This is a genomic window from Anabaena sp. 4-3 (assembly GCF_001597745.1).
GTDB lineage: Bacteria > Cyanobacteriota > Cyanobacteriia > Cyanobacteriales > Nostocaceae > Trichormus.
Genome location: NZ_LUHJ01000068.1, coordinates 223,972 through 246,592 on the forward strand (window position 1 = coordinate 223,972; position 22,621 = coordinate 246,592).

Annotated in this window: 20 protein-coding genes; 12 read left to right on the forward strand and 8 right to left on the reverse strand. The window is 41.9% G+C overall.

All coding sequences use genetic code 11. The annotated features are described in order from the left end of the window. Positions 1-175: 175 nt before the first annotated feature. Together A3775_RS20055 and A3775_RS20060 are read right to left on the reverse strand one after the other, a co-directional pair. Positions 176-1,390 (reverse strand): HetZ-related protein, encoded by a 1,215-nt coding sequence (locus A3775_RS20055; RefSeq protein ID WP_066378329.1) that lies wholly within the window; start codon positions 1,388-1,390, stop codon positions 176-178. 330 nt (positions 1,391-1,720) lie between these two features. Then, positions 1,721-2,386 carry an L-threonylcarbamoyladenylate synthase gene (locus tag A3775_RS20060; RefSeq protein WP_066378321.1) on the reverse strand — a complete coding sequence of 222 codons (666 nt, stop codon included), beginning with the start codon at positions 2,384-2,386 and terminating at the stop codon, positions 1,721-1,723. A gap of 160 nt (positions 2,387-2,546) precedes the next feature. On the opposite strand from A3775_RS20060, the gene larC reads away from it, so the two are divergent. Then, positions 2,547-3,836 (forward strand): nickel pincer cofactor biosynthesis protein LarC, encoded by a 1,290-nt coding sequence (gene larC / locus A3775_RS20065; RefSeq protein WP_066378301.1) that lies wholly within the window; start codon positions 2,547-2,549, stop codon positions 3,834-3,836. Between the two features lie 215 nt (positions 3,837-4,051). Here larC and A3775_RS20070 read toward each other — a convergent pair whose 3' ends face one another. Continuing rightward, entirely contained in the window at positions 4,052-4,654 is a 603-nt protein-coding gene (locus tag A3775_RS20070) for a hypothetical protein (RefSeq protein ID WP_066378299.1), read from the reverse strand. A gap of 80 nt (positions 4,655-4,734) precedes the next feature. After that, on the reverse strand, positions 4,735-5,286 hold the full coding sequence (locus A3775_RS20075) for a DUF6658 family protein (protein WP_066378297.1): 552 nt from the start codon (positions 5,284-5,286) through the stop codon (positions 4,735-4,737). Between the two features lie 685 nt (positions 5,287-5,971). On the opposite strand from A3775_RS20075, the gene A3775_RS20080 reads away from it, so the two are divergent. The 5 genes from A3775_RS20080 (at position 5,972) to A3775_RS20100 (ending at position 10,282) form a co-directional block, all read left to right on the forward strand. Beyond that, positions 5,972-6,898 (forward strand): lysylphosphatidylglycerol synthase domain-containing protein, encoded by a 927-nt coding sequence (locus A3775_RS20080; protein WP_066378295.1) that lies wholly within the window; start codon positions 5,972-5,974, stop codon positions 6,896-6,898. 1,001 nt (positions 6,899-7,899) lie between these two features. Beyond that, a complete protein-coding gene (gene ndhL / locus A3775_RS20085) occupies positions 7,900-8,160 on the forward strand; it encodes an NAD(P)H-quinone oxidoreductase subunit L (protein WP_255362879.1) in 261 nt (86 codons plus the stop codon). Positions 8,161-8,185: 25 nt separating this feature from the next. Then, complete coding sequence (locus A3775_RS20090) at positions 8,186-8,497, forward strand: DUF3007 family protein (RefSeq protein ID WP_066378291.1); 312 nt, start codon at positions 8,186-8,188, stop codon at positions 8,495-8,497. A gap of 93 nt (positions 8,498-8,590) precedes the next feature. After that, a complete protein-coding gene (trpA, locus tag A3775_RS20095; RefSeq protein WP_066426461.1) occupies positions 8,591-9,391 on the forward strand; it encodes a tryptophan synthase subunit alpha in 801 nt (266 codons plus the stop codon). Between the two features lie 243 nt (positions 9,392-9,634). Further along, entirely contained in the window at positions 9,635-10,282 is a 648-nt protein-coding gene (locus A3775_RS20100; RefSeq protein ID WP_066378287.1) for a heterocyst differentiation related protein, read from the forward strand. Between the two features lie 52 nt (positions 10,283-10,334). Here A3775_RS20100 and A3775_RS20105 read toward each other — a convergent pair whose 3' ends face one another. Beyond that, positions 10,335-12,419 carry an ATP-binding protein gene (locus A3775_RS20105; protein ID WP_066426463.1) on the reverse strand — a complete coding sequence of 695 codons (2,085 nt, stop codon included), beginning with the start codon at positions 12,417-12,419 and terminating at the stop codon, positions 10,335-10,337. A 293-nt stretch (positions 12,420-12,712) separates the two neighbouring features. Here A3775_RS20105 and A3775_RS20110 point away from each other — a divergent pair, with 293 nt between their 5' ends. From A3775_RS20110 to A3775_RS20120, 3 genes are all read left to right on the forward strand, one after another. Beyond that, positions 12,713-13,441 (forward strand): RibD family protein, encoded by a 729-nt coding sequence (locus A3775_RS20110; RefSeq protein ID WP_066378282.1) that lies wholly within the window; start codon positions 12,713-12,715, stop codon positions 13,439-13,441. 91 nt (positions 13,442-13,532) lie between these two features. Then, entirely contained in the window at positions 13,533-14,714 is a 1,182-nt protein-coding gene (locus A3775_RS20115; RefSeq protein ID WP_066378280.1) for a GNAT family N-acetyltransferase, read from the forward strand. 89 nt (positions 14,715-14,803) lie between these two features. Continuing rightward, on the forward strand, positions 14,804-15,187 hold the full coding sequence (locus A3775_RS20120) for a DUF4346 domain-containing protein (protein WP_066378278.1): 384 nt from the start codon (positions 14,804-14,806) through the stop codon (positions 15,185-15,187). A gap of 68 nt (positions 15,188-15,255) precedes the next feature. Here A3775_RS20120 and psb32 read toward each other — a convergent pair whose 3' ends face one another. Next, complete coding sequence (gene psb32, locus A3775_RS20125; protein WP_066378275.1) at positions 15,256-15,993, reverse strand: photosystem II repair protein Psb32; 738 nt, start codon at positions 15,991-15,993, stop codon at positions 15,256-15,258. Positions 15,994-16,244: 251 nt separating this feature from the next. Here psb32 and A3775_RS20130 point away from each other — a divergent pair, with 251 nt between their 5' ends. From A3775_RS20130 to A3775_RS20140, 3 genes are all read left to right on the forward strand, one after another. Beyond that, positions 16,245-17,666, forward strand: coding sequence for a WGR domain-containing protein (locus tag A3775_RS20130; protein WP_066426464.1), 1,422 nt, complete (start codon positions 16,245-16,247; stop codon positions 17,664-17,666). 94 nt (positions 17,667-17,760) lie between these two features. Then, positions 17,761-18,441, forward strand: coding sequence for a 5'/3'-nucleotidase SurE (gene surE, locus A3775_RS20135; RefSeq protein ID WP_066426470.1), 681 nt, complete (start codon positions 17,761-17,763; stop codon positions 18,439-18,441). A 457-nt stretch (positions 18,442-18,898) separates the two neighbouring features. After that, entirely contained in the window at positions 18,899-19,576 is a 678-nt protein-coding gene (locus tag A3775_RS20140) for a sugar transferase (protein WP_066378259.1), read from the forward strand. 144 nt (positions 19,577-19,720) lie between these two features. Here the strand turns inward: A3775_RS20140 and A3775_RS20145 are convergent, their stop codons facing one another. Together A3775_RS20145 and A3775_RS20150 are read right to left on the reverse strand one after the other, a co-directional pair. Further along, entirely contained in the window at positions 19,721-21,472 is a 1,752-nt protein-coding gene (locus A3775_RS20145; protein WP_066426472.1) for an ABC transporter ATP-binding protein, read from the reverse strand. Positions 21,473-21,671: 199 nt separating this feature from the next. Next, the gene (locus tag A3775_RS20150; RefSeq protein ID WP_066378256.1) at positions 21,672-22,367 is read right to left on the reverse strand and encodes a hypothetical protein; all 696 of its coding nucleotides are present in this window, start codon (positions 22,365-22,367) and stop codon (positions 21,672-21,674) included. Positions 22,368-22,621: the final 254 nt, after the last annotated feature.

Here is a 22,621-nt window from a genome sequence, read left to right on the forward strand (position 1 = left end):
CCCACGAAACAACGCCTATAGATTCCCCAATCTATAGTACATAATTACTATAACTCGAACCTAAAAATACAGAAATTGTGACGTTATGCAGATGGGTGTAGATGTAATTTATTGGTAATAATGTCTGTAACTCAGAGACAAAACACTGATGAAATGTAGTGAGTTTGTGGCAAATTTAGCCTGTTTGCATTTCATTATTACCGTTGCGGATAGCCCAGGCTGTATCTAGCAGTTGAGTCCAACGCTTTTGCAGTTGCTTGGGGGTACATTTGAGAGTTTTAGCGATCGCTTGATCAGCGTAACTTGCCGTTTTCAATTCTAATAATTGCTGTTGTTCTGGTGATAGGGTATTAACAAAAGTTTGCCACTGCTGGGCAGACAAACCCAACTTGTGTTCTAAACCAGCACCTAGCCATTGATGCACTAATTGCCAATGATGTTGCTTGGCAAACTTTTGGACATGATATTTAAAACGTTGTTGGAGATAGTCGCGCTGACGGCTAGTAAGACCGAGAATTTCGTCAATTTCGGGGGCAGAAAGGTCTTGCAGTTTCAACGTGAGATAATCTACACAGTCAGATTGCCCTTGCGACTCGAAGTAATTGACTAATTCGGCAATCACGCGATCGCGTTCGGAATCTTCAGATGGATCAAAATTAGCTTGAGCAATCATCTGTGATCTAATTTGTTGTACTGCCGAGTTCCGTAGGTAAGATTCCGCCTCCTCTCCTTTGGCAGATTCTACAGCCATTTCAATATCTACAGTTGTTTCTTGAGGCTGACGACGGGCAAAACCTTGAGCGCGTAAGATAATTAATTGTTGATTACTGCCACCAGGTAAATTAATCCGACGCTTGGCATACTGCTCTGTAAACGCCATGTACTCAGCTAGTTGTAACTGTGTGCGTGGGGTGTAAACTTCCGGTAGTTCATTTTCTCGGCGAAAAGCTTTAATAGCCTCAATGTAAAACGCTTGTAAAAAATCCTCAATCAAACTGTAACGCCCATCAAATCCCAACTCCGAACCGGCGACGGTGACATGGCGGTAAACCATCGCCCCCAAACTACTATGTAGTTCCACCCGTCCGCGTCTTGAACCGAGTTGATAATAATAGAGGCATTTTTGCAAGCGATGGCGCGATAAAGTTAATTGCCAAGATTGAACGCTGCCAGAGGTTTGAATGCGCGAACTTTTATCACAAATACGCTCAACTTCTTTAGCAATCCTTTGCGCTACGGCTTCTATACACCTAGAGGATGCTTTAACCTGAGTTTGCATTTCCTGACACAGTTGTTGGAGTAAAGCATCTGTAGTGGGTGATTGTGTGGTAGCTACTTCTTTGGCAAAAGCAGATGCGGAGGTTGGTAGATTTGCAAAGTTTAGTTTCATGACTCTTCCTGGGTGTGGTGTTGCACCTGAATGCAATGGCCGAACAGTACCTGATAACAGGCTGAGTTGCCCATAACAAGCACTGCTGATATATCAGACAGTAGACAATCAAAAAAAGTTACATAGACGGTAGTGTGTCGCTTTTTTCACGAACCACCGAATAGAGATTAACATAAGCCTATTTGCTTTGCCTTCAAAATGGCTAAAAAGCTTAATATGTCTCAATCTCTGCCAACTTCTGGTGTCCAGTCTCAGTGATTGTAGGTATGATCAACGCCAAACAGTAATTTTTGGCATGATCAAGGCAACCGACGGGGGAGGCTATCAAGTTCAATTGTCAACCCACGCTGATACTGCTTCCCAACCTAAACCCCGTCTGATAATCATTGGCTGATCACCCGTTAAGTCCAAAATCGTAGATACTTGATCTGTGGGTTCTTGACCTGTATCTACGATTACATCTACTAATTTATCCAAACGATCAAATAACTCCACGCGTGACAATCCCAGTTCTGCATCGAAACTAACTTTGCCATCCTCTACCACATCGGGTGGGAGATGGGCTGAAGTCGAAATAATCGGATTTCCTAAAGCTTCCAGTAATGCTAAACAAACGTTATGATTTGGTACGCGAATCCCGGTAGTTTTGCGTTTAGGACTTTGTACTAATTTCGGTACTAACTTAGTAGCAGGTAGCAAAAATGTATATGTTCCTGGGATAAGTCCCTTCATCATCCGGTAGGCTGTATCACTGACAAAGGCGTAAGTAGCTACATTTGACAGTGAAGGACACAAAAATGTCAGTGGTTTATCGTTTGCTAGCTGCTTAATTTGCCGCACTCTTTCCACCGCAGACTTGACGTTTAAATCACAACCAATTGCATAAACTGTATCTGTAGGATAAAGCATCACCGCGCCACTAGAGAGCGCAGCCCTTATTTCCTCTATTCTGCGACTTTGGGGATTTTCAGGATGGACGGAGATAATTTTTGCCATAAAAGTTTTAGGTAACAGTCGGTGTTCAAGGGAAAATTTAAACTTAAGCGTTGCACATATTTACACAGACGGGCAATTCCTTAATTTAGTGCAATGAATTGTTACAGATGAGATCACAATAATTGTGTAAGGCCAACACCTAGTTGAATAATCTACTTTTATGAGCAAAATAGCTTATCTTCAATGTCCTACGGGGATTTCCGGTGATATGTGCTTGGGAGCTTTAGTTAGTTTAGGTGTTCCCTTAGAATATTTAACCGAAAACCTCAATAATTTGGGAATTGCCTCAGAATATCAGTTAAGGGCGGAACTGGTGCAAAAAAATGGTCAGCAAGCGACTAAAGTTGATGTAGATTTAGTAAAGCATCACCATCACCACCATCATCACCACGAACACCATCATGGCCGTCACTTACCAGAAATTGAGCAAATGATTCTCAAAGCTGGTTTACCATCACGGGCTGAGGCTTGGAGTTTGGCTGTATTTCGGCAATTGGCGGTAGCTGAAGGGGCTGTACATGGAATTGCTCCAGAGAAGGTGCATTTTCATGAAGTGGGTGCTGTGGATGCAATTGTCGATATTGTTGGCACTTGCTTAGGTTTAGATTGGTTGGGTATTGATAGCGATGCCACAGGTTTACCTTTACTCTATTGTTCACCATTACCTACGGGTGGGGGAACTGTACACGCTGCCCACGGTGAAATGGCTGTACCAGTTCCAGCCGTTTTGAAGTTATGGGAAATGCGGCATTGTCCTGTTTATAGTAATGGTATTGATCGGGAACTGGTGACACCAACAGGAGCGGCGATCGCTACCACTCTAGCACAAGACTTTGGTGCTACACCCCCAATTACCATCAAACAGATAGGATTAGGAGCAGGAACAATCAATTTACCTATCCCCAATATACTACGCCTGTGGCTGGGCGAAACTCCTAGTACACAGTCAAATTTCAAGGAGACTGCAACAACTAGCCCAAATCTAGAAACCATCTCGGTATTAGAAACCCAAATTGATGATTTAAACCCCCAAGCCATAGGTTATGTATTTGAAGCCTTATTTTCTGCTGGTGCAGTCGATGTCTTTACCCAACCTATAGGGATGAAAAAATCCCGCCCAGGAATTTTACTCACCGTGATTTGCCATCCCGAAAACCTACTCGATTGTGAAACTATTTTATTCCGCGAAACCACCACTTTAGGCATCCGTCGCACTACCCAGCAACGCAGCATCTTAGCCAGAGAAATTCAACAAGTAGAAACTAAATATGGCAGCGTGCGAGTTAAGCTAGCATGGCAAGGACAAGCATCAAATAAACGTATTGCTAATGTTCAGCCAGAATACGAAGATTGTGCCGAATTAGCCCGAAAATACAATCTTCCTTGGCGAGAAATTCACCAACTCGCCCTCCAGACTTGGCAATCCACTTTAACACAACCTGTAGGTTAAAGTCATATCTTGCACCTTTCTGAATAAGCGTCAGGTGGGCATTGCTGATGAGGTAAAACTAAGGCTTTCAGCAAGTTGCAAGCAATGCCCACCCTACAAAAATTATCATCAAGGAACAGGTGCAAGATGTGTGTTAAACCTTACCCCTATAAATGTAATGTAGAGACGTTGTATACAACGTCTCTACACACATCCTCACATCCTAAAAACTAATCTCAAGCAGCGTCTCTAATGGTTCTGTTAACTGTATCGGCTGCATCTTCAGCACGTCGCTGGATGTTTCTGCTCGTATCTTCTGCACCACGCTGAACACTCTTACTCACATCTTCAGTAGCATTCTGGGTGTTTTCTCTAATATTTTCCAGTCCGCGTTGAGTTCCTTTAACAACACCTTCCCGCACTTCTTCAGCAGAACTACCAATGTCTTCACCTAAGTTTTTCACTCTTTGACCAAAAGGTGTACCTTGCTGATAATTGCGGACATATTGCTCTGTGCTGTCAATACCTTTTTGCTCAACGTTTCTTTTAGCCATATCCCGCAAAGCTTTGGCTTTAGCTTCTGCTGCTTTTTCCTCTGCTCTCGCTCTGGGATCTACATCACTAAAATTGTTCATCCCACCTTGAGGCGCATTTAGAGGATAACTTTTTGTAGGGTCATATTTTTCCACATTAGGTGGTTGTGCGCTGGGTTGGGGTGGCTGGGCTGCAATTCCTGGACGGTTGCAAGCTTGTACTAATAACAGGAAAACACCTGCTAAGAACACTGCAAATACTTTTAGAGGACGAAGGTTTTTTACCCAATCAATCACTTTTTTCATTATATAACTCCTGATTTTTTTTGCATCGATTCAAAGTAAACCAAGATGAAATTTTGATGGTGTGTCAAATTTCCAAATTTCTATCTACCCACTGCGGGATTCTTTTGTAACTCAGGTCTAGCACTGGCTTCGTCTGCTTTTTCTTTGATAAAACCAGAAGCTTCTTTAATGTTTTCTTGCACTGTGCCAATTCTTTCTTGAATGCGAGTCCCTACATCTGGTTCACGCTGAATTAAACCACCTGGTTTGGGTTGTTTGTAATCTTCTTCAGTAATGATTGGTAATTCCCCTTCTTTGAGAACTCTTCCTGTGGGTGTTTCTGCTCCTGGGTAGAGTATTTCAGATTCTCTATTCGCAGCAATCAAAACTTGTGGATTTATTTCTAAGCTCGCGCTGTCATTTCCTTGATGAACTTTGGGGTCAGTAGACATTCTATATTTGGTATAGTTGTCTCCACCATTCTTATAAGGATTATTAGCACCACCAGCCTGTACAGCAGGATTTCTAGGATTTGAACCTTGAGGATTTGCTTGAGTACAAGCAGTGCTAAATATTAACAATAGACTAGCCAAAAATACAGTTAAAACTTGGCGTGGTCTTAGCTTTTTCCATAAGGAGATTAAACTTTTCATTACTTCCTCCTTTTCACTAAATACAAGCTGACTCGCTTATTTATAGAGAATAAATAAGCAGAGAATTGCATATTGTTTTAAGCTCAACAATTATTCATGTTAGAAGGTAAAATCTGGCTTGTCCTCTAGCGTAAGTCACATCATTTTTACCCAAAATGTGCCAATTTTATCTAACTATGGAGAGAGAGGATTAAATATCTGGTGAAATCTCAAAATACATTATCCCTAATTTGGTATTGCTAGGGTGTGTCACGTCGCTGCGCTCCGAATTCAAAATTCAAAATTCAAAATTCTTGCAGTCAGTACGGAGGTTTCCTTGCTTTTTTTAATTTTTCTCTGACTGACTTACTGTTTTTAATTATTTATATTGCTATGATTTTGCCAAATTGATTAAAAATTAATTGTTAAATAAATTATATTAATTTATTTTTGTAGTTGCTAAAATTATCTAAAAAAGAATTAGTCAAAAAATATACTTACATGGAAGATATATACAAAACAATATTTTAGACAGAATCTGTTTTTAGCTGATTTATCTTAAGATTTGATATATACTCATACCGTTTCTTGATGAAGATGCTCTGTATTTCGCACTGTAGAGACGTTGTATGCAACGTCTCTACGTCATTGATTTGGTGCAACTTCATAGAGAATTGGTATTAGCTTTGGGTATTTTGGCTGTTAAATGACTATCAAACTCAAGCAAATTTTACGCTGGTTAATTTTAGGGATAACGTTAGTTTTTGTAGGTAAAGCCTTAAAGGATAACTGGGCTGAGGTGACAGCTATCCGCATTGATGAAGTGGGATGGTCAATTTTAGCGATCGCAACTGGTGTGACTTTATTAGCGCATACCTGGGCAGGTTGGATATGGACTTGGATTTTGCAAGAGTTAAATCAACCAGTACCATCTAGCCAATTTATCCAAGTATATCTCAAAACCAACGTCGCCAAGTATTTACCGGGTAATGTGTGGCATCACTACGGGCGCATTGTGGCGGCGAAAAATGCCAATATTGCAACGGGTGTAGCTACTCTCAGCGTTTTACTAGAACCGTTACTAATGGCGGCGGCGGCTTTAATCATAGTTGTTTTATTCGGTAGTCAATTTGCAGCTACTAATATTACTTTGACTTTACCAGGAATACAGTTGCTATGTTTGGCAATCATACTGTGTGGAGTGCATCCCCGGTTTTTAAACCCTGTAATTAGGGTTTTGTCTAAATTAAAGGCGAAGAAGTCTACCACCCAGCCCAGTGCTACTGTTAGTATTGCACGCTATCCCCTACGACCATTATTAGGAGAGTTGATATTTTTGATACTGCGGGGTATGGGCTTTATTTTAACTGTGTTTGCGCTGATGCCCTTAAATTTCAGTCAAATTCCTTTATTATTAGGTGCTTTTAGTTTTGCTTGGTTGTTGGGGTTTGTAGTTCCCGGCGCGCCTGGGGGGTTGGGTGTGTTTGAAGTGACTGCGATCGCCATTTTACAACATCGCTTTCCCTCGGCAGTGGTAATTAGTGCGATCGCTTTGTATCGTCTCATCAGCATCATCGCCGAAGTTGCTGGGGCTGCTTTAGCTCAACTCGATGAACGCCTAGCTAAGTCGTGAAAATTTACTGTGTAGTTGTTCTAGGTTCGTAGTAAGGACTTTAGTCCTGATTTTTTTATACCTGTTGCTTGATAACAATTTTTGTAGGGTGGGCATTGCTTGCAAGTTGCTAAGACGCTGAGTTTTATGTTGTTGGCAGTGCATCGGCTGACGCTTATTGAGAATTGTGCAAGATATGACGAAGACTAAAGTCCTCTCTTCCCTGCGAGAGGCTACGCGTAGCTTGCTTCCCCGGAGGGGTACACGACAAACAAAATTCAAATTTCTGTGACAATTGCACAAAAGTAGGTACAGTTAAGCCTGCATAGAATCTCTAAGCAGGCTAATCTTGTTAATTTTTATGGGGGTGGAGGGACTTGAACCCTCACGACCGTTTAAGGTCAACGGATTTTCATTCTCCCGCAGCTTTCGCTACTGCCCATTGGCTTTGAGAATTGGACTCTCCCTTTACCCTCGGCTTCACGTTAGGGTAGCTCCCGTCGAGTCTCTGCACCTTCCCAAAATTCTAGATTTTTGTACCTAAAATTTTCGGGCTTGGCTCAGGATTGCCTTGTCTGCTTACAGATTTAGGTTTCCCTGAGTTTGAGAGCGGACACTTAAAGAATTTCTTCTTTAAGGCTCAATTACTTAAGTCCGTAGCGTCTGCCATTCCGCCACACCCCCCCATTGTTTTGGGAGTTATTTATTTGGTTGGAGGCTTTATTTACCGCCTTTCCCATCTTAGCGTCAACTGCGTGGTTTGTCTAGGGCGATGGAAAACTTTTTATCTAAATTATCTAAATTGGGCGAGTTGTTTTCTCTGGTTTAGAGTTGCTTTTAATGCCTCGCAGCCAAATAGGTTTAGCATTTACCATCTTGTTGCACAAGACTAACGCTGATTGACTAGCTTTGCAATTGTAGCATTAACTTATAATTTTGATCAGCAATAATCAGGAATTTTTGCGGGAAACATTTAAAAGCCCAATAGATAGGGTTTCTTCAGCCTCGACGTTCAGCCTATGATGGAAAACAGATGCACCATAAATCTGAACCATCCCAAGAGAGAGTTTATGATTGTACCCTTGCTATATCTGGCTTTAGCCGGAGCCTATCTATTAGTTGTCCCGGTGGCTTTAATGCTTTACCTCAACCTACGCTGGTATACGGCTGGCTCGATTGAGCGCACCGTCATGTATTTTTTTGTATTTTTGTTCTTTCCCGGACTGTTGGTTTTGTCGCCGTTTGTGAATCTGCGACCCAAACCCCGCAAAATTGAAGTTTAACTTAGATTGGTAGGTCATAACGCTCATGCGACGTATTGATGCTCTCGGTATTGGCTTGGGAATTTTTATTGCTGGTGGCTTGGCATATCTAGGATTACAGGTAGTAGGTTTAGATAGTCAACAAGCTGGTATATGGAGTCAAGTCTTACTATTCGTTGGGTTGATTGGTTGGTTAGCCACCTATATCTTGCGTGCGGTGTCGCAAAAAATGACCTACCATCAACAACGGGAGCAGTATGAGGAAACCTTTTTCCAAAAACGCCTAGATGAACTTTCTCCCGAAGAATTAGCGAAAATTCAAGCGGAGATTGAGCAGGAAGAACAATCTCAGGTGTAAAGTGTTTTATGAGTCAATAGTCAACAGTTCCTAGTCCCAAGACGAAGGCGTTTGACTATTGACTTTTGACCATTGAATAATGACTACTGATTAATGACCGTTATTTCCGATCGCTTCCAAATTCTCAAACGGAATCAAGAGTGCGCTCTGATTCCGTTTATTACTGCTGGTGATCCAGATTTAGCCACCACCGCCGCCGCTTTAAAGATTTTAGATGCTAATGGGGCTGATTTTATTGAGTTGGGTGTTCCCTACTCTGATCCTCTCGCGGATGGCCCTGTAATTCAAGCCGCCGCTACCCGTGCTTTACAACGGGGGACAAAATTAGAAGCGGTGTTGGAAATGCTGCAAACAATTACACCGAGTTTGCAAGCACCGATCATTTTATTTAGCTATTACAACCCGATTTTACACCGGGGCATCGATAAATTTTTAGAGCAAATCGCCACGGCTGGGGTGTCTGGATTGGTTGTTCCTGACTTACCTTTAGAAGAAGCTGGCGGACTACTGCAACCAGCTAGCGCAAAGGGGATTGATTTGACACTGTTAATTGCTCCTACCAGTTCGGCAGAAAGAATAGAAACTATAGCTCGCTCCTCCCAAGGATTTATCTATTTGGTGAGTGTCACTGGTGTTACCGGGATGCGATCGCAAATGGAAACACGAGTATCTGATTTATTGCAGAAAATCCGCTCTACTACAGATAAACCCATTGGTGTCGGTTTTGGGATTTCTCAACCAGAGCAAGCACATCAAGTTAGAGAATGGGGAGCAGATGCAGCGATTGTTGGTAGTGCTTTTGTCAAACGATTAGCCGAAGGGACACCCGAACAAGGACTAAGTGCGATCGCTCAATTCTGTCAAAGTCTCAAAGCAGCAATCAAAACATCTTGATGTTTAAGATAAACTAGATTAAAAAGTATAACAACGCAGTTTTTTTACCCGCAATTGGTGGACAATTTAATATTTATAGTCTTGAATATTAACATCAGCATCCTAAGTGGTAAAAAAACTAGCTCACATACCAGCTTACGCTTTGGGTATTATGTGGAACTAACTAGGCTTAAAAAATTATGAGTGTGAGAGTGGGTCAGGCAAAAGTTGTAAAATTGACATCGCAGTTGAGGGTGAAAGGCGATGAGTGAGAGTATGGCATTTATTGGCGGTGTCGCTGTAGCTGGACTAGCGGCTCTTTTATTGCTCCGGGGGACAAATAACTCCCTACAGCCTAACTTCGCTGTTACTCCGCAAATGCCAGCTACCGTAGTCGCGCCGGTAATGCAACCGCCAACGCAATACCCCCCCTATGGGCAAACACAATATCCCAGTCAGCCACCTAATGCTCCTAGTTCTGAACAGCGCGTAGAACTAGAACGGCTGAAAATGGACTTGGAACGCATCAAAAATGACAACGAACAACTCAGAGCGCAAAACCAGCAACTCCAGTTCCAATTCCAAAACTACAACAACCAACAGATGCAACTAGCCCAGCAAAACAGCCAAAAAGTGGCAGCTGCCGCTTTCCAATCGGAAGAACGGTGGTGGCATTCCCCCATAGTTTGGGCTGCTGGCGGTGCCACACTTACCATTGGTGGTGGTATTGTCGTCGCTGGAGTCTTGGCTTTATTCTCACCGCGCCAACGTCCTAGCCGGACAGTACAAGTAATTCATCCCTATCAAGGCTCTACACAGCCTATAGTGCCTATGCGTCGTGCGGAATTTCTACCCCCGGCAGGTATGGATGCCAGACGCATGGAAACTCATGAATACGACGAAATGCGCTAAGTTGGCAGTTGATTGTACCCTACCCAAATTTATTTATGGGTAGGGACTGCGCTCAACATTTACTGTTCAATGTTTCTTTCAGACAAACTTCTGCCGTGGAGAGGTTAGGTAGAACATCGGATGGCGATACAATACTCACCTCGTAATTGTTTTCTACCTCTGGCTGGGGATATTCTGCTTCTAACTGTTGGGGTTGAGAATTATTAACTCCGGTTGATTCTGGCTCCTGAGTTTCCTGCTTTGGTAAGTTTGGCAAATGCTGACTATCTTTAGCTGCGGCGGGTACAGGTAATAAAGAAATATCAATTAATGGTAAGGTAATTTTTACCGTTGTGCCTGTGTTGAGTCCGGCACTTTCGAGAGTAATTTTACCTCCCATAAGTTCGATTAAGTTACGGGAAATTGCTAAACCTAAACCAGTACCTTCAAATTTCCGGGTGTTGTTACCGTCTATCCTGACAAAAGGACGAAACAGTTTGTCTTGTTGAGCAGGTTCAATACCTAAACCTGTATCGGTAATGGTAACGGTAACATGAGATTTGCCCTGATGATGCACAGATGTAGAAATTGTAATGCCACCTTCGTCTGTGAACTTAGTGGCGTTACTAATGATATTGATTAATACTTGTCGCAGTTTTGCTGCATCTGCCTGCACTGGAATGGCTTCAGTACCTATATTGATTTTTAATTGCAAACCTTTTTGTTGAACATTGACTGATTGTAAATTAATAACTTCCAACAAGATTTTTCTTAAATCAAGTGGTTCTGTCACTACAGAGAGTTTCCCGGCTTCAATTTTGGAAATATCTAATAAATCGTTAATAATTCCTAATAAGTGAATAGCTGTTTCATCAGCGCGTTGTAAAAATTCTATTTCTTCTTCGCGACTATCACACAAGTCATCTTTAACTAAGCGGATGCAGTTGATAATAATATTGAGTGGGTTACGTAATTCGTGGGAAGTTGTGGCTAAAAATTGGCTTTTAGTTTGGTTGGCGGTTTTTGCTTCTTTCCAAGCAACTTCTATTTCTTCTGACCAAGCTTTGAGTCTATCAACCATTTGGTCTAGTGCTTGTGCCAGTTGATTAAACTCCCGAATCTTAAAGTTATAGGGTACGGGGTTGGCGGCGTGGTGACTATGAATATTTAAGGCATAGTCGCGTAATTGTTCTACAGGGTTTGCGAGGTAGGGAGCTAAATATAATGATGCCAACAAGCTGGCACCAATTAAACCAACTGTTAATACAATGAGGATGAGTTTGATTTCTTCTAAACCTAAGAGGGCATCATCGACAGTTGTGACAGCCAGAACTACCCATTTTTGTTGTTGCTCTTGTGTGATGGGATCGGCAATCGCTGTATAACCTGCAATTAATTCTTTGCCATCTCCCAAGGAGAAATTAATCGACTCTTTCTTGCCGGCGATCGCATTTTTGACAATACTTTTGAGTTGGGCAGTATCTGGGTGTTGGGTAATCTTCTTCCCTACATACTTAGCTATGGGATGTACTAATATTATGCCCTCTTGGTCAATCACTATAGTATTACCCGTGAGTGACCCGCGCTTACTCTTAGTTTGTTGGTATAACGCTGATTGCAGACTCAAATTATATCGCAGTTGCCCAGAGCGATTATACACAGGTGCAGATAGTACCAATTGCAGTTGATTGGGTGAATTTCTTTGACCGGTAGTTCCTGGCTGGGGCGGTGCTACAGTTTTAATATCTAAGCTTGGCTCACGAACAGATAAGTTAAAATTAGCAATTACATTTTGCTCACAGCTACTAGCAATAATGTTTCCATTGCGCGAATTAGTTAATTGTAAACAACTGACGTATTGAGGTAATTGTTGTGTTAATTGAGTGAGAAATTCTTGAATTTCTTCAGATGTTCCCGATTCTACAATTGCTGTGCGACTAGCAAGTAATAAACTATTTTTGAGATTAGCGATCGCATTTAAAATTTTCTCACCTTTGATAGTGGCACTTTCTGTCAGATTTTGCCGCGCAGTATCCAACAGGCTAGAGCGTGCCTTATTTAAAGCTGCTATCTGTCCCACAAATAAAACTGGCACAAACAGCAACAAAATTCTTGTTACTAAAATACGTCTAAAGGATGATTGACGGGGATTAGCCATCTAGTGTCTCACTTCACAACTGCAAACCACAACAGCCAAGATATGCAATTCAACCAGCTAAATGAGACATTGTATTAAGTTACTTGCACTTTGGCATCAGCCCGTAAAGGTATCAAAAGTTTACTTACCAAAAAGCAATGTGCTATACCAAAACTAATATTGAGTAGAGATGAAAGTGAGTTGTGTTGCATACAGATATAGTGGTGAAATTGGTAAACAGTAACTTGCTTTCAAGTGATTTTTGCCAATCATCATACCAGCAAGAAAAACATTAAGACTATCAAACCAACTCAATGGTGCAACATCGTCCTCAGACTACAGTAGTTTTGGCAATGAGTGCAGATGGCAAGATAGCAGATTATAGGCGATCGCCTGCTCGATTTGGTTCAAGTGCTGATAAAGCACACCTAGAAGAACAAATTGCTGCCTCTGATGCCATTTTATTAGGTGCTGGCACTGTGCGTGCCTACGGTACAACATTGACCGTATCGCGTCCTATGCTGCTGCAACATCGAATCAAACAGGGCAAACCCGCCCAGCCGGTTCATATAGTCATTACGCAGTCAGCCACCCTGAATCCGGAAATGAAGTTTTTTCAACAACCTGTCAAACGTTGGCTACTGACAACAACAGCCGGGGCGTTGTCTTGGGAAGAATCTCAAGGGACACTTCCCCCAACTGTCGGCGAATCTCCTCCTAAATTCGATCAGATTTTAGTTTTTGAAACGTCACAGGGAAAAATTGACATGGTTGCGACTGTAGCACATCTAGCATCTTTAGGTATAACACGCTTGGCGGTACTCGGTGGGGGTGCATTGGTAGCTTCTATGCTGGAGTCAGATTTAATTGATGAACTTTGGGTTACGGTTTGTCCACTCATTTTAGGTGGTGTGACAGCACCCACACCCGTAGATGGTGAAGGCTTCATTGCTAAATTCGCACCTCGCCTACAATTGCTAGAAGTCAAAACCGTAGAACAAGAAGTTTTTCTCCATTATCGTCTGCAAAGACCTGTAGTGTGAACTACGCTATTCATGGGGAACTAGGAATCAGCAAAAATCTTACCCAGTACCCAGTACCCAGTACCCAGTACCCAGTAACCAAAACCTTGCAATGGTAGAACAACTCAAGCCGCGCTACTCTCTTGTTTGGATTAACAAAATCGATGAAGTACCCCAAGATGCTTGGGATGCTCTAGCTTTACCACTAAAAACGCCTTTTTTAGAGTGGAATTGGCTGCATAATCTAGAAGCTTCCCAAAGTGCCACGGCTAAAACTGGCTGGCTACCAAATCATTTGACTGTGTGGCGAGACAGAACATTAATTGCGGCTGCTCCTTTGTATGTTAAAGGACACAGTTATGGTGAATTTGTGTTTGATCACCAGTGGGCAGAGTTAGCCGATCGCATTGGTGTGCAGTATTATCCTAAACTTTTGGGGATGACACCATTCACCCCGACGGAAGGATATCGCTTTTTAATAGCCGATGGGGAAGATGAAGAGGAAATTACAGCGATGATGGTGCATGAAATTGACGCTTTTTGTGTTAAACATCGCATTTCTGGCTGTCATTTTCTCTATGTTGATCCTGATTGGCAACCAGTGTTAGAACGCCAAGGTTTTACACCTTGGTTACACCATAGTTATATCTGGGAAAATTTAGGGTTTAATAATTTCGATGATTACTTGGCAGTTTTTAATGCTAACCAACGCCGCAATATTAAACGCGAACGCAAAGCTGTAGAAAAGGTTGGTTTAAAATTACAACCCCTGACTGGGGATGAGATTCCTAAGTCTTTGTTTCCGTTGATGTATCAGTTTTATGCTGATACTTGTGATAAGTTTGGCTGGTGGGGTAGCAAGTATTTAACCAAGCGGTTTTTTGAGCAGCTAAACGCTGATTATCGGCATCGGGTGGTATTTTTTGCCGCCTATAGTGAACAGGATGCCCGTCACCCTGTGGGTATGTCTTTTTGCTTGTATAAAGGCGATAGATTGTATGGACGCTATTGGGGTAGTTGGCAAGAAGTAGATTGTTTACATTTTGATGCTTGTTATTATGCACCGATTGAGTGGGCGATCGCTAACGGTATACAATTATTTGACCCTGGTGCGGGTGGACGACATAAAAAACGGCGTGGTTTCCCTGCCGCACCTAATTACAGTCTGCATCGCTTTTACAATAATCGTTTAGCGCAAATTCTCAGACCTTACATTAGTGAAGTTAATCAATTAGAGACACAAGAAATTGCGGCGATTAATGCAGAGTTACCTTTTAGTAACCGAAAATCTTAAATAATAGTTAAAGATATGGTGACTCAAGATTTACACTGGATCTAGAGTGTAAAAACCCTGACTAAAGAAATTTACTTTTGAGAACGATTATGGATTTGATTCTAGAAAATTTAACAGCAATTGATGATAAACTTTCTCAGCGTCATATTGACCTTGACCCCAGTGGATATTTCATTATCTACGTGGATCGAGCTGAGGGTTTAATTTACGCCAAACATTTTACAAATATCATTGATGACCGGGGTTTAGCAGTTGATCCAGAAACAGGTAAAGTGATTCCGGCTAGGGGTAAAGTAGAACGCACTCACACCACAGTTTTTAGTGGTAGAACAGCTAAAGAGTTATGTGTGAAAATCTTTGAAGAAACTCAGCCCTGTCCGGTAACTCAATTAGACCACGCTGCCTATTTAGGACGGGAATTTGTCCGTGCTGAAGTCGCTTTAGTAACAGGGCAAGAGTACATTCAAGATTAAAATTGGGCTTTGGGTATTGGGCATGGGGCAATAAATGGTAATTTTCCCGATTCCCGATTCCCCATTCCCTAACCTTCTGAGGATGGTTGAACAGCTAGATAAATATAGTAAGTTGCCATGGGGATGATAGTGGCAGCAATTAATAGTCCAACTACCCAAGCAGTGGCATTACCTTTGTCTGTTTCTTCGGCTTTTTTGAATGTGCCTTCTACTTGCACATTATCAGCAATTTGGGGAGGGCCGGGATCAGGTTCGCCAGAGAGAACTGCAACTAGGCGATCGCTCGCATCTAAAAATGCCTGATTATATTTATTACCATCCCGTAAGGGTGCAGCTAATGTTTCTTCAGCCACACTCTGAGCAATCTCATCTGTAAGCAGCGATTTCACCTGCTCACCAGAAATAATTGCAGTACCGTTAGTGACTGTATCTAAAACTAACAAAGTTTGATTTGCTTGAGCTTCTGGAGTAGGAAACCATGTCTCAAACAGTGCTTGAGCAAAACTTTCTGGTGTTTCTCCATAATCGAGGCGGCGAATTGTCACAAATCTGACTTCTTTACCGCTTTGCTTTGCTAAATTCTCAAAGCTGCTGCTAATTTGACCTTCATTGATGCGGCTGATGACTTCACCTTGATCGATCACCCAGGTGGAATCGCCTGCTGTCAGGCTGGGTATTTGATAAACACCCGTAGCTAGGGCAGAGGTAGCAAATAGGGAGGAAGCTAAAATCACCGTCAGCACAGGTAAAATCAGCCGGACGAGGATTGTCTTCATCCTAAAAACTGGGTTGAGGAGCTGTTTCATTTGATCATCCTATAATACCGACTAGCACCAAAAATACTATACAACTAATGTCAGAATCACCTCTTGCAAGGATTGATTAATCGCGCCTCAGACATTAGTCAGTGATATAGATCAGTGCTAAAACGCAACATACTTAACACAATAAATCATGGCACAGTCTCATTTAGTAGTTACTTTGGTTCATCACTCCGATGAACACGCCGATTCACTGTGTATATTGGAAACCTTAATTAATTTTCCAGAGAGAACTTATGTCAGAAGCAAAGACATATTTAGAACTTTCCGAAGCTAATGGAGGCTCTCATAAGTTTTATGAAGTGACTGTTAAAGACAATGAATTAACCATACGTTACGGTCGTATTGGCGACTCAGGACAAACTCAAACAAAAACTTTTCCGACTCCAGATAAAGCCAAAGCAGAAGCTAGCAAAAAGATTAAAGAAAAACTCAAAAAAGGGTATGAGGTAGCTCTCATGGGTGTGCGTCAGAAGCGTCCTGTGACACGCCGCCAAATCAGCAGTACCGTCTCCAAAGCTAAACAAGCTCCTATTCTTTGGAAGTTTGCTTCTAACTCAGCCGCTTTTGGAGTTTTCATTGATGCCAAACGTTGCTGGGTAGGGAATCAAGCAGGCCAAGTTTTTGCTTTGAATCATCAGGGTGAAGTAGTCAATCGGTTTAAACTACCTGATGGTGTTAAATGTTTAGTTGCTGATGATGTTTGGATTTATGCGGGTTGCGATGATGGCAATGTTTACGACCTGACTGGTAAGCTACCACGAGTGAGCTACAAGATTGATGAGAATGTTGATATTTTTTGGTTAGATATCAAAGATGGTCTATTAGCTGTCTCTGATGCCAATGGTGGTGTAACAACAATTGATCATGATGATGAATCACAGTGGACTCGTCTTAGTCAAGGTGATTCAGGTTGGATGGTGCGTTGTGACGAATCTGGTGTTTATCACGGTCACAGTAAAGGTGTGACTATGTATGATCACCAAGAAGGTCGAATGTTGTGGCATCAGAAAACTCAAGGTAGTGTACTGTTTGGTTGGCAAGAAGCATCCGCAGTCTATGCCGGCACAAGCAACCATAAAGTTTACAGCTTTAGTAAAGATGGAAAAGTTGGTTCAATTTATCAATGTGATGCGGCAGTTTACTCTTGCGCCACCGCACTCAACGGTAAGTATGTGTTTGCCGGAGATAATAGTTCTTCGATTTATTGTTTTGATCAGCTAGGAGAACGTCTGTGGAAGCTGGCTACAGGCTGCGGTTCGGCTTTATCTATGCAGTTTTTCGATCACCATATTTATCTTGTGACTACAGATGGTTATTTGGCTTGCATTGATGCTAGTGAAGCGGCGATTCACTCTGCTCAAACCGGTACAGTTCCCGAAGCTGTAGTTATTAAAGCACCATCAGGGGAAGGAGTCGCACCTTCATCTGTTCTAGAAACTACTACAAATACTAGCTCTGGGGTGATTGTTGAGTGCTTTCGAGAAGGAACTAAACTCAGAATTCGCGTTGTTTCTCAGGGGTACAACTCTAACTGGAAAGTGCAGTTTCCCAAGGATATTCGTGTTGAAGGTGCGCGTTACCTTGTTCAAGAAATACGTGAATCAGCTAGTGGCGGTTTTTATCGTGCCTATGGTGATATTCACAGAATAGTTTAGTTGACACTCACCTTGATAAATCATTGTAACTTAATCACAACTTGGGACACAAAATAGAGAACAGGTTGGAATTTTAAAGTCAAAGTGAGGCGACGTGACCATAATATTAACTAATGATGACGGTATTGATGCTCCAGGGATTAAAGCTTTAGCTGAAGCTGTCAACGGTAAAGATGTGATTATTGCTGCACCCAAGCATCATCAATCTGGTTGTGGTCATCAAGTTACCACGACTCGTCCTATTAATTTGAAGCGGCGTTCTGATGTTGAGTATGCGATCGCAGGTACTCCCGCCGATTGTATCAGAATCGCCTTAACCCAAATTTGCCAAGATGCCAAATTTGTCTTGTCAGGTATCAACGCTGGGGGAAACTTGGGTGTTGATGCTTATATTTCTGGTACTGTTGCAGCTGTGCGAGAAGCAGCTATGCACGGTATCCCCGGTATTGCTATCTCTCACTATCGTAAAGCTAAACTCAATTTTGATTGGGAGTTGGCAGCTAAGTTAACGGCTGAAGTTTTAGCTGAGTTACTCCACCTTCCCCTAGAACCGGGATACTTTTGGAATGTGAATTTACCCCATCTACAACCAGGAGAACCAAAACCTGAAATGGTTTTCTGTCAACCTTGTACCAAACCTTTACCACTCAAGTTTCACATTGATGGTGATGATTTTTATTATGTGGGGGAGTATGGCAAACGGGAACGTACACCCGGTAGTGATGTAGATGTTTGTTTTTCTGGTAATATTGCCGTCACTCAACTCAGGGTTTAGGAAATAGCGAATAATTGGGTTTTTACCAAACAGGACTGACACAACTGGCACATTAGTAGGGTGCGTCAGATGTCAAAAATCTGTTAATTGTTACAGAATAATCTTCTCTGACGCACCCTACAAGCAAGTTTCATGACGAAACTTGCGTAATTCCTCACAAAGCTAAAATTTGCTCTCCTTACTGCTATAGCTGCTTGTCTCTTATTGCAATTTGACAAGTATTAATTGTATCTGTGTATAATTTATTTAATACGTATTAGACTATACTAACCATTCTAATGTCAGAGATGGATTGCTCTTCATCTTAAATTTACAAAAATTGATGTTAACCTGCAAGTAAATAAAGTTTCCGTAAAAAAACCGTAAAATTCCCGGTTTTTGTGGTCTTAAAGTTTAATTTTCGCTGGAAAATCAGTAAAATTACGAGAGTTACTAAAAGTAAGATAGTAAATCTACCATGTATCAAACACCCTCACAAAAAGTATTGCTAGATACTAGCTATAAAGAGTGGAAGATAGAATTTACCAATCATCCCTCAGTAAATTCTAAATTCAAACGTGGGTTGGATATTTTAGGCAGCATAGTGGGGCTGTCAATTTTGGCAATTGTGTTTCTACCGATTGCGATCGCCATTAAACTCGATAGTCCAGGCCCGATTTTCTTCTCTCAAGAACGTTATGGTCTTCAGGGTCGTCCCTTTCGGATTTGGAAATTCCGTTCCATGGTCAATGATGCGGAAAGACTGAAATCTTTAGTAGATAATGAAGCAGACGGATTTGTCTTTAAAAACAAAAATGACTTTCGGGTGACAAAAGTGGGGCGTTTTTTACGCAGCAGCAGTTTAGATGAACTACCCCAGTTTTGGAATGTCTTTATGGGTGATATGAGTTTAGTGGGAACACGTCCCCCGACTGGTGATGAAGTAGCAAAATATAACAACCGCCACTGGCAACGTTTGAATGTCAAACCAGGTTTAACTGGTGAATGGCAAGCTAATGGACGTTCTCATATCAAAGATTTTGAAAAAATAGTTGATTTAGACTTACAATATCAACAAAAATGGCATCCTTTATATGATTTACAACTAATTATAAAAACAATCTTCGCAATATTTGGCAAAGTTGGAGCTTTTTAAATAAATAACAATTAATGGGTAATTAACTATGTAATTTTCAGTAGTTAATTGCCCATTGGCTATGATACTAGCCAGACTTGCCAAGTGGAGAACTAGATTTGTAATTCCCCACACCCAGCCATCCCAGCCATGAGAAATAAAGCATTAATTTAGTAATTCTTCAACTTGATGTCGGCTCCACAAATCTCTGTAAATCCCTGGTTCTTGTAATAGTTTTGAGTGATTGCCTACTTGGACAATTCTGCCTTTATCCATCACTAAAATCCTGTCAGCTACGGCGGCGGCGGAAAGTTGATGAGTAATAAAAATCACGGTTCTACTGTCATTACCCTGAGAGAGATTATTCAAAATTTGTGTAGCGGTTTGATTATCTACACTAGAGAGGGCATCATCCAAGATTAAAACCGGAGCATTGACTAAAATGGCTCTAGCTAAAGCGGTACGTTGCCTTTGACCGCCAGAGAGAGTAATGCCACGTTCACCGACTATAGTTTCGTATTGCGCCGGAAAATTAATAATTTCTTGGTTAATTTGGGACAATTGAGCTACATACTCTACATCTTCTTGTGCGCTCAAAGGCTCACCGTAGCGAATATTATTTTTGATGGTAGTGCTAAATAAAAAGCTATCTTGAGGAACGTAGGCGATCGCATGACGTAAATCTGCCAAGCTAATCTGAGTAATATCCACCCCATCTAAAAACAACTGTCCGGGTGCAATCTCCAATAAGCGAGGCAAAGCATTGGCTAAAGTTGACTTCCCTGAACCTATCGCCCCCACAATTGCAACTGTTTCTCCAGGGTGAATCTGAAAATTCACTTGATCTAAAGCCGGAGTAGTAGCACCGGGATAAGTGAAACTGAGATTTCGCCCTAACAATTCCCCCTTTACCTCAGCTAGCGGTAGATGTATCGCCTCTGTGTCATCTTGAATTTTCGGGGTGACACTCAGAATCGCTTCCAAACGGTCTATACTGACTTCTCCCCGTTGGTAGGCGGTAATAGTGAAACCTAACAAAGCTGTGGGGAAAACCAAACGTTCTACGTAAATCAGCAATGCCAAAAAGTCGCCAACAGCCAGAGTTCCAGCAGCAATCTGCGTTGTCCCCAACCAAATAATAATCAGTGAACTCAAACCAGCTAAACCACTAATCAGAGGAAACAGAGTATTTCGGCTTTTTGCCAGTGACAAGTTAGCTGCTAATAGCTGTTGATTTTTGTGGGCAAAGGCACGACGCTCATTTTCTTCTTGGGCGTAGATTTTAATCAAAGCCATGCCACTGACATCTTCTTGAATAAGTTCACTAATATCTGACAGTTTTTCTTGTACTACTGCCTGTTGCTGACGTAAACGATTACTAAACAAATGCACTAAGAAAAACATCAAGGGATAAACTGCTAAGGCTGCTAGTGTCAAATTGATGTTAATGGCTAGCATGACTGGCAGTGTTAAAGTGTAAGCAAATATCGTATTAGCAAAACTTAAGACTGCAAAACCCAACAACCGCCTGACATTATCGACATCACTGGTAGCCCTGCTGATTAAGTCCCCAATCGTGTTAGTCGCAAAATAAGCAGGCTCCAGCTTGAGTAAATGCTCAAAAATTCTTTGTTTGAGGTCAAATTCTACTTGTCTTCCTACGCCAAATATCCACAGTCGTGAAGCCATGCGGATCAGCCACATAGCAGAACTGAGCAAAATAATCACGATGACATAACGTATTATTTGATTCCAGCTCACGTTTTTGGCAATTTGGTCAACGCAAGCACGAATTAACCAGGGAATATAAACCCCTAGTCCATTAACAGACAACAAAGCCAGGATGCCTAAAGTAGCATCCCGCCAATGGGGACGTAGGTAAGCACCAAGTTGAGCAATTCGTCGAGATTGTTTCATGGATGGAAGTAAAGCTGGCGGCAAGGGGCAGGAAGTCAGCCAAAACGCACAACAGGGGATTTCTGTTGATTTACCCGGACACTAGGGTGCGATTGGCGTTTTCCAAAGGGGTTGTCGTAGAGTAATCGAAGGGCAAGAGGGAGGGGACAGGAGAAAGTTTTACTCTTCATACCCTCCCCTCATCTTTTGACTTTGAACTTTAGGACTGACGACCACGTAAAAAAATGTAAATTTGATTAAGATAACTTTCCCAGACTTGTGTTGTGAGTTGGAGTGTTTCTGCACTGGGTACAAAGTCTTCGAGTCTTAATCCTCTTTCTCGAATTTGTTGAGGATTCTGCAACAGGTAAGGGGGGATTTTCGTCTCCCAGTATTGGAATGCTAACGTGGACTGACTCAGTTGAGAACTGGGTAAGATAGAATCCTGAACCACATCAGTAACTAGCATCGGGTTGGTTTGTGTCTCGAAAGCTACAAGTGTTGACGATGGAGATGATAATAGTTGACCATTGGGGAGAAATGCCCCGGTTGCTAAAGGAGCTCTCACCAAGAAATAGGCGATCGCAGGTGTACTAGCCAACAGTAAAATTGTCAACGACCAACCAACTAAATATCCCCCTGGTTTATCGATGCCACCTCCCTTAATTTTTTGAGCCGCTAAAATCAACATCAAAACTGAAGCTCCTAAAGGTTTGAGGGGAAAGGATACCAACCTCCACAAAGAAGCTACAGCTGGTTCATTGGGGTTAAGAAATGATAAAGCTATCACAACCAACACAATGACAAAAACTAATCGTCCCACGAAAGTTCCAGCAGGATAAAATCTCTGAAACACAGAGTAGGCTATCACACCAATTAGTAGCCACAACAATACTCGGCTTAACAGTAAAAACATAGATATTTACTCTCAAATCTCCTTTTGTGATGAACCAGTGCGGTGGTGAGACAGTTTCGACTTAAGGAACTGTCAAAAGGGTTCTTCGATATCAAGCAACTGGCGTTTCCCGATGGGGTTCTCGTCGAGTACCCTGAAGGGTTAGCCTAGAGGTTTCACGAACTGGATTTAAGAGTCAACTGTCAATTTGACTTAAAATACCTCAACCCTCACACCAAAGACTACTGTCGTAGTGATTTTAGTGCAATTTTTTC

What these genes read in the sequence shown, in the direction of transcription:
- A3775_RS20080 (WP_066378295.1), top strand. Translation starts at nt 5,972, where the DNA reads ATGACTATCAAACTCAAGCAAATTTTACGCTGGTTAATTTTAGGGATA.
- ndhL (WP_255362879.1), top strand. Translation starts at nt 7,900, where the DNA reads ATGGAAAACAGATGCACCATAAATCTGAACCATCCCAAGAGAGAGTTT.
- A3775_RS20105 (WP_066426463.1), bottom strand. Translation starts at nt 12,419, where the DNA reads ATGGCTAATCCCCGTCAATCATCCTTTAGACGTATTTTAGTAACAAGA.
- larC (WP_066378301.1), top strand. Translation starts at nt 2,547, where the DNA reads ATGAGCAAAATAGCTTATCTTCAATGTCCTACGGGGATTTCCGGTGAT.
- A3775_RS20110 (WP_066378282.1), top strand. Translation starts at nt 12,713, where the DNA reads ATGGTGCAACATCGTCCTCAGACTACAGTAGTTTTGGCAATGAGTGCA.
- A3775_RS20130 (WP_066426464.1), top strand. Translation starts at nt 16,245, where the DNA reads ATGTCAGAAGCAAAGACATATTTAGAACTTTCCGAAGCTAATGGAGGC.
- A3775_RS20055 (WP_066378329.1), bottom strand. Translation starts at nt 1,390, where the DNA reads ATGAAACTAAACTTTGCAAATCTACCAACCTCCGCATCTGCTTTTGCC.
- A3775_RS20150 (WP_066378256.1), bottom strand. Translation starts at nt 22,367, where the DNA reads ATGTTTTTACTGTTAAGCCGAGTATTGTTGTGGCTACTAATTGGTGTG.
- A3775_RS20090 (WP_066378291.1), top strand. Translation starts at nt 8,186, where the DNA reads ATGCGACGTATTGATGCTCTCGGTATTGGCTTGGGAATTTTTATTGCT.
- A3775_RS20070 (WP_066378299.1), bottom strand. Translation starts at nt 4,654, where the DNA reads ATGAAAAAAGTGATTGATTGGGTAAAAAACCTTCGTCCTCTAAAAGTA.
- A3775_RS20100 (WP_066378287.1), top strand. Translation starts at nt 9,635, where the DNA reads ATGAGTGAGAGTATGGCATTTATTGGCGGTGTCGCTGTAGCTGGACTA.
- trpA (WP_066426461.1), top strand. Translation starts at nt 8,591, where the DNA reads ATGACCGTTATTTCCGATCGCTTCCAAATTCTCAAACGGAATCAAGAG.
- A3775_RS20145 (WP_066426472.1), bottom strand. Translation starts at nt 21,472, where the DNA reads ATGAAACAATCTCGACGAATTGCTCAACTTGGTGCTTACCTACGTCCC.
- psb32 (WP_066378275.1), bottom strand. Translation starts at nt 15,993, where the DNA reads ATGAAACAGCTCCTCAACCCAGTTTTTAGGATGAAGACAATCCTCGTC.
- A3775_RS20075 (WP_066378297.1), bottom strand. Translation starts at nt 5,286, where the DNA reads ATGAAAAGTTTAATCTCCTTATGGAAAAAGCTAAGACCACGCCAAGTT.
- A3775_RS20115 (WP_066378280.1), top strand. Translation starts at nt 13,533, where the DNA reads ATGGTAGAACAACTCAAGCCGCGCTACTCTCTTGTTTGGATTAACAAA.
- A3775_RS20060 (WP_066378321.1), bottom strand. Translation starts at nt 2,386, where the DNA reads ATGGCAAAAATTATCTCCGTCCATCCTGAAAATCCCCAAAGTCGCAGA.
- A3775_RS20140 (WP_066378259.1), top strand. Translation starts at nt 18,899, where the DNA reads ATGTATCAAACACCCTCACAAAAAGTATTGCTAGATACTAGCTATAAA.
- A3775_RS20120 (WP_066378278.1), top strand. Translation starts at nt 14,804, where the DNA reads ATGGATTTGATTCTAGAAAATTTAACAGCAATTGATGATAAACTTTCT.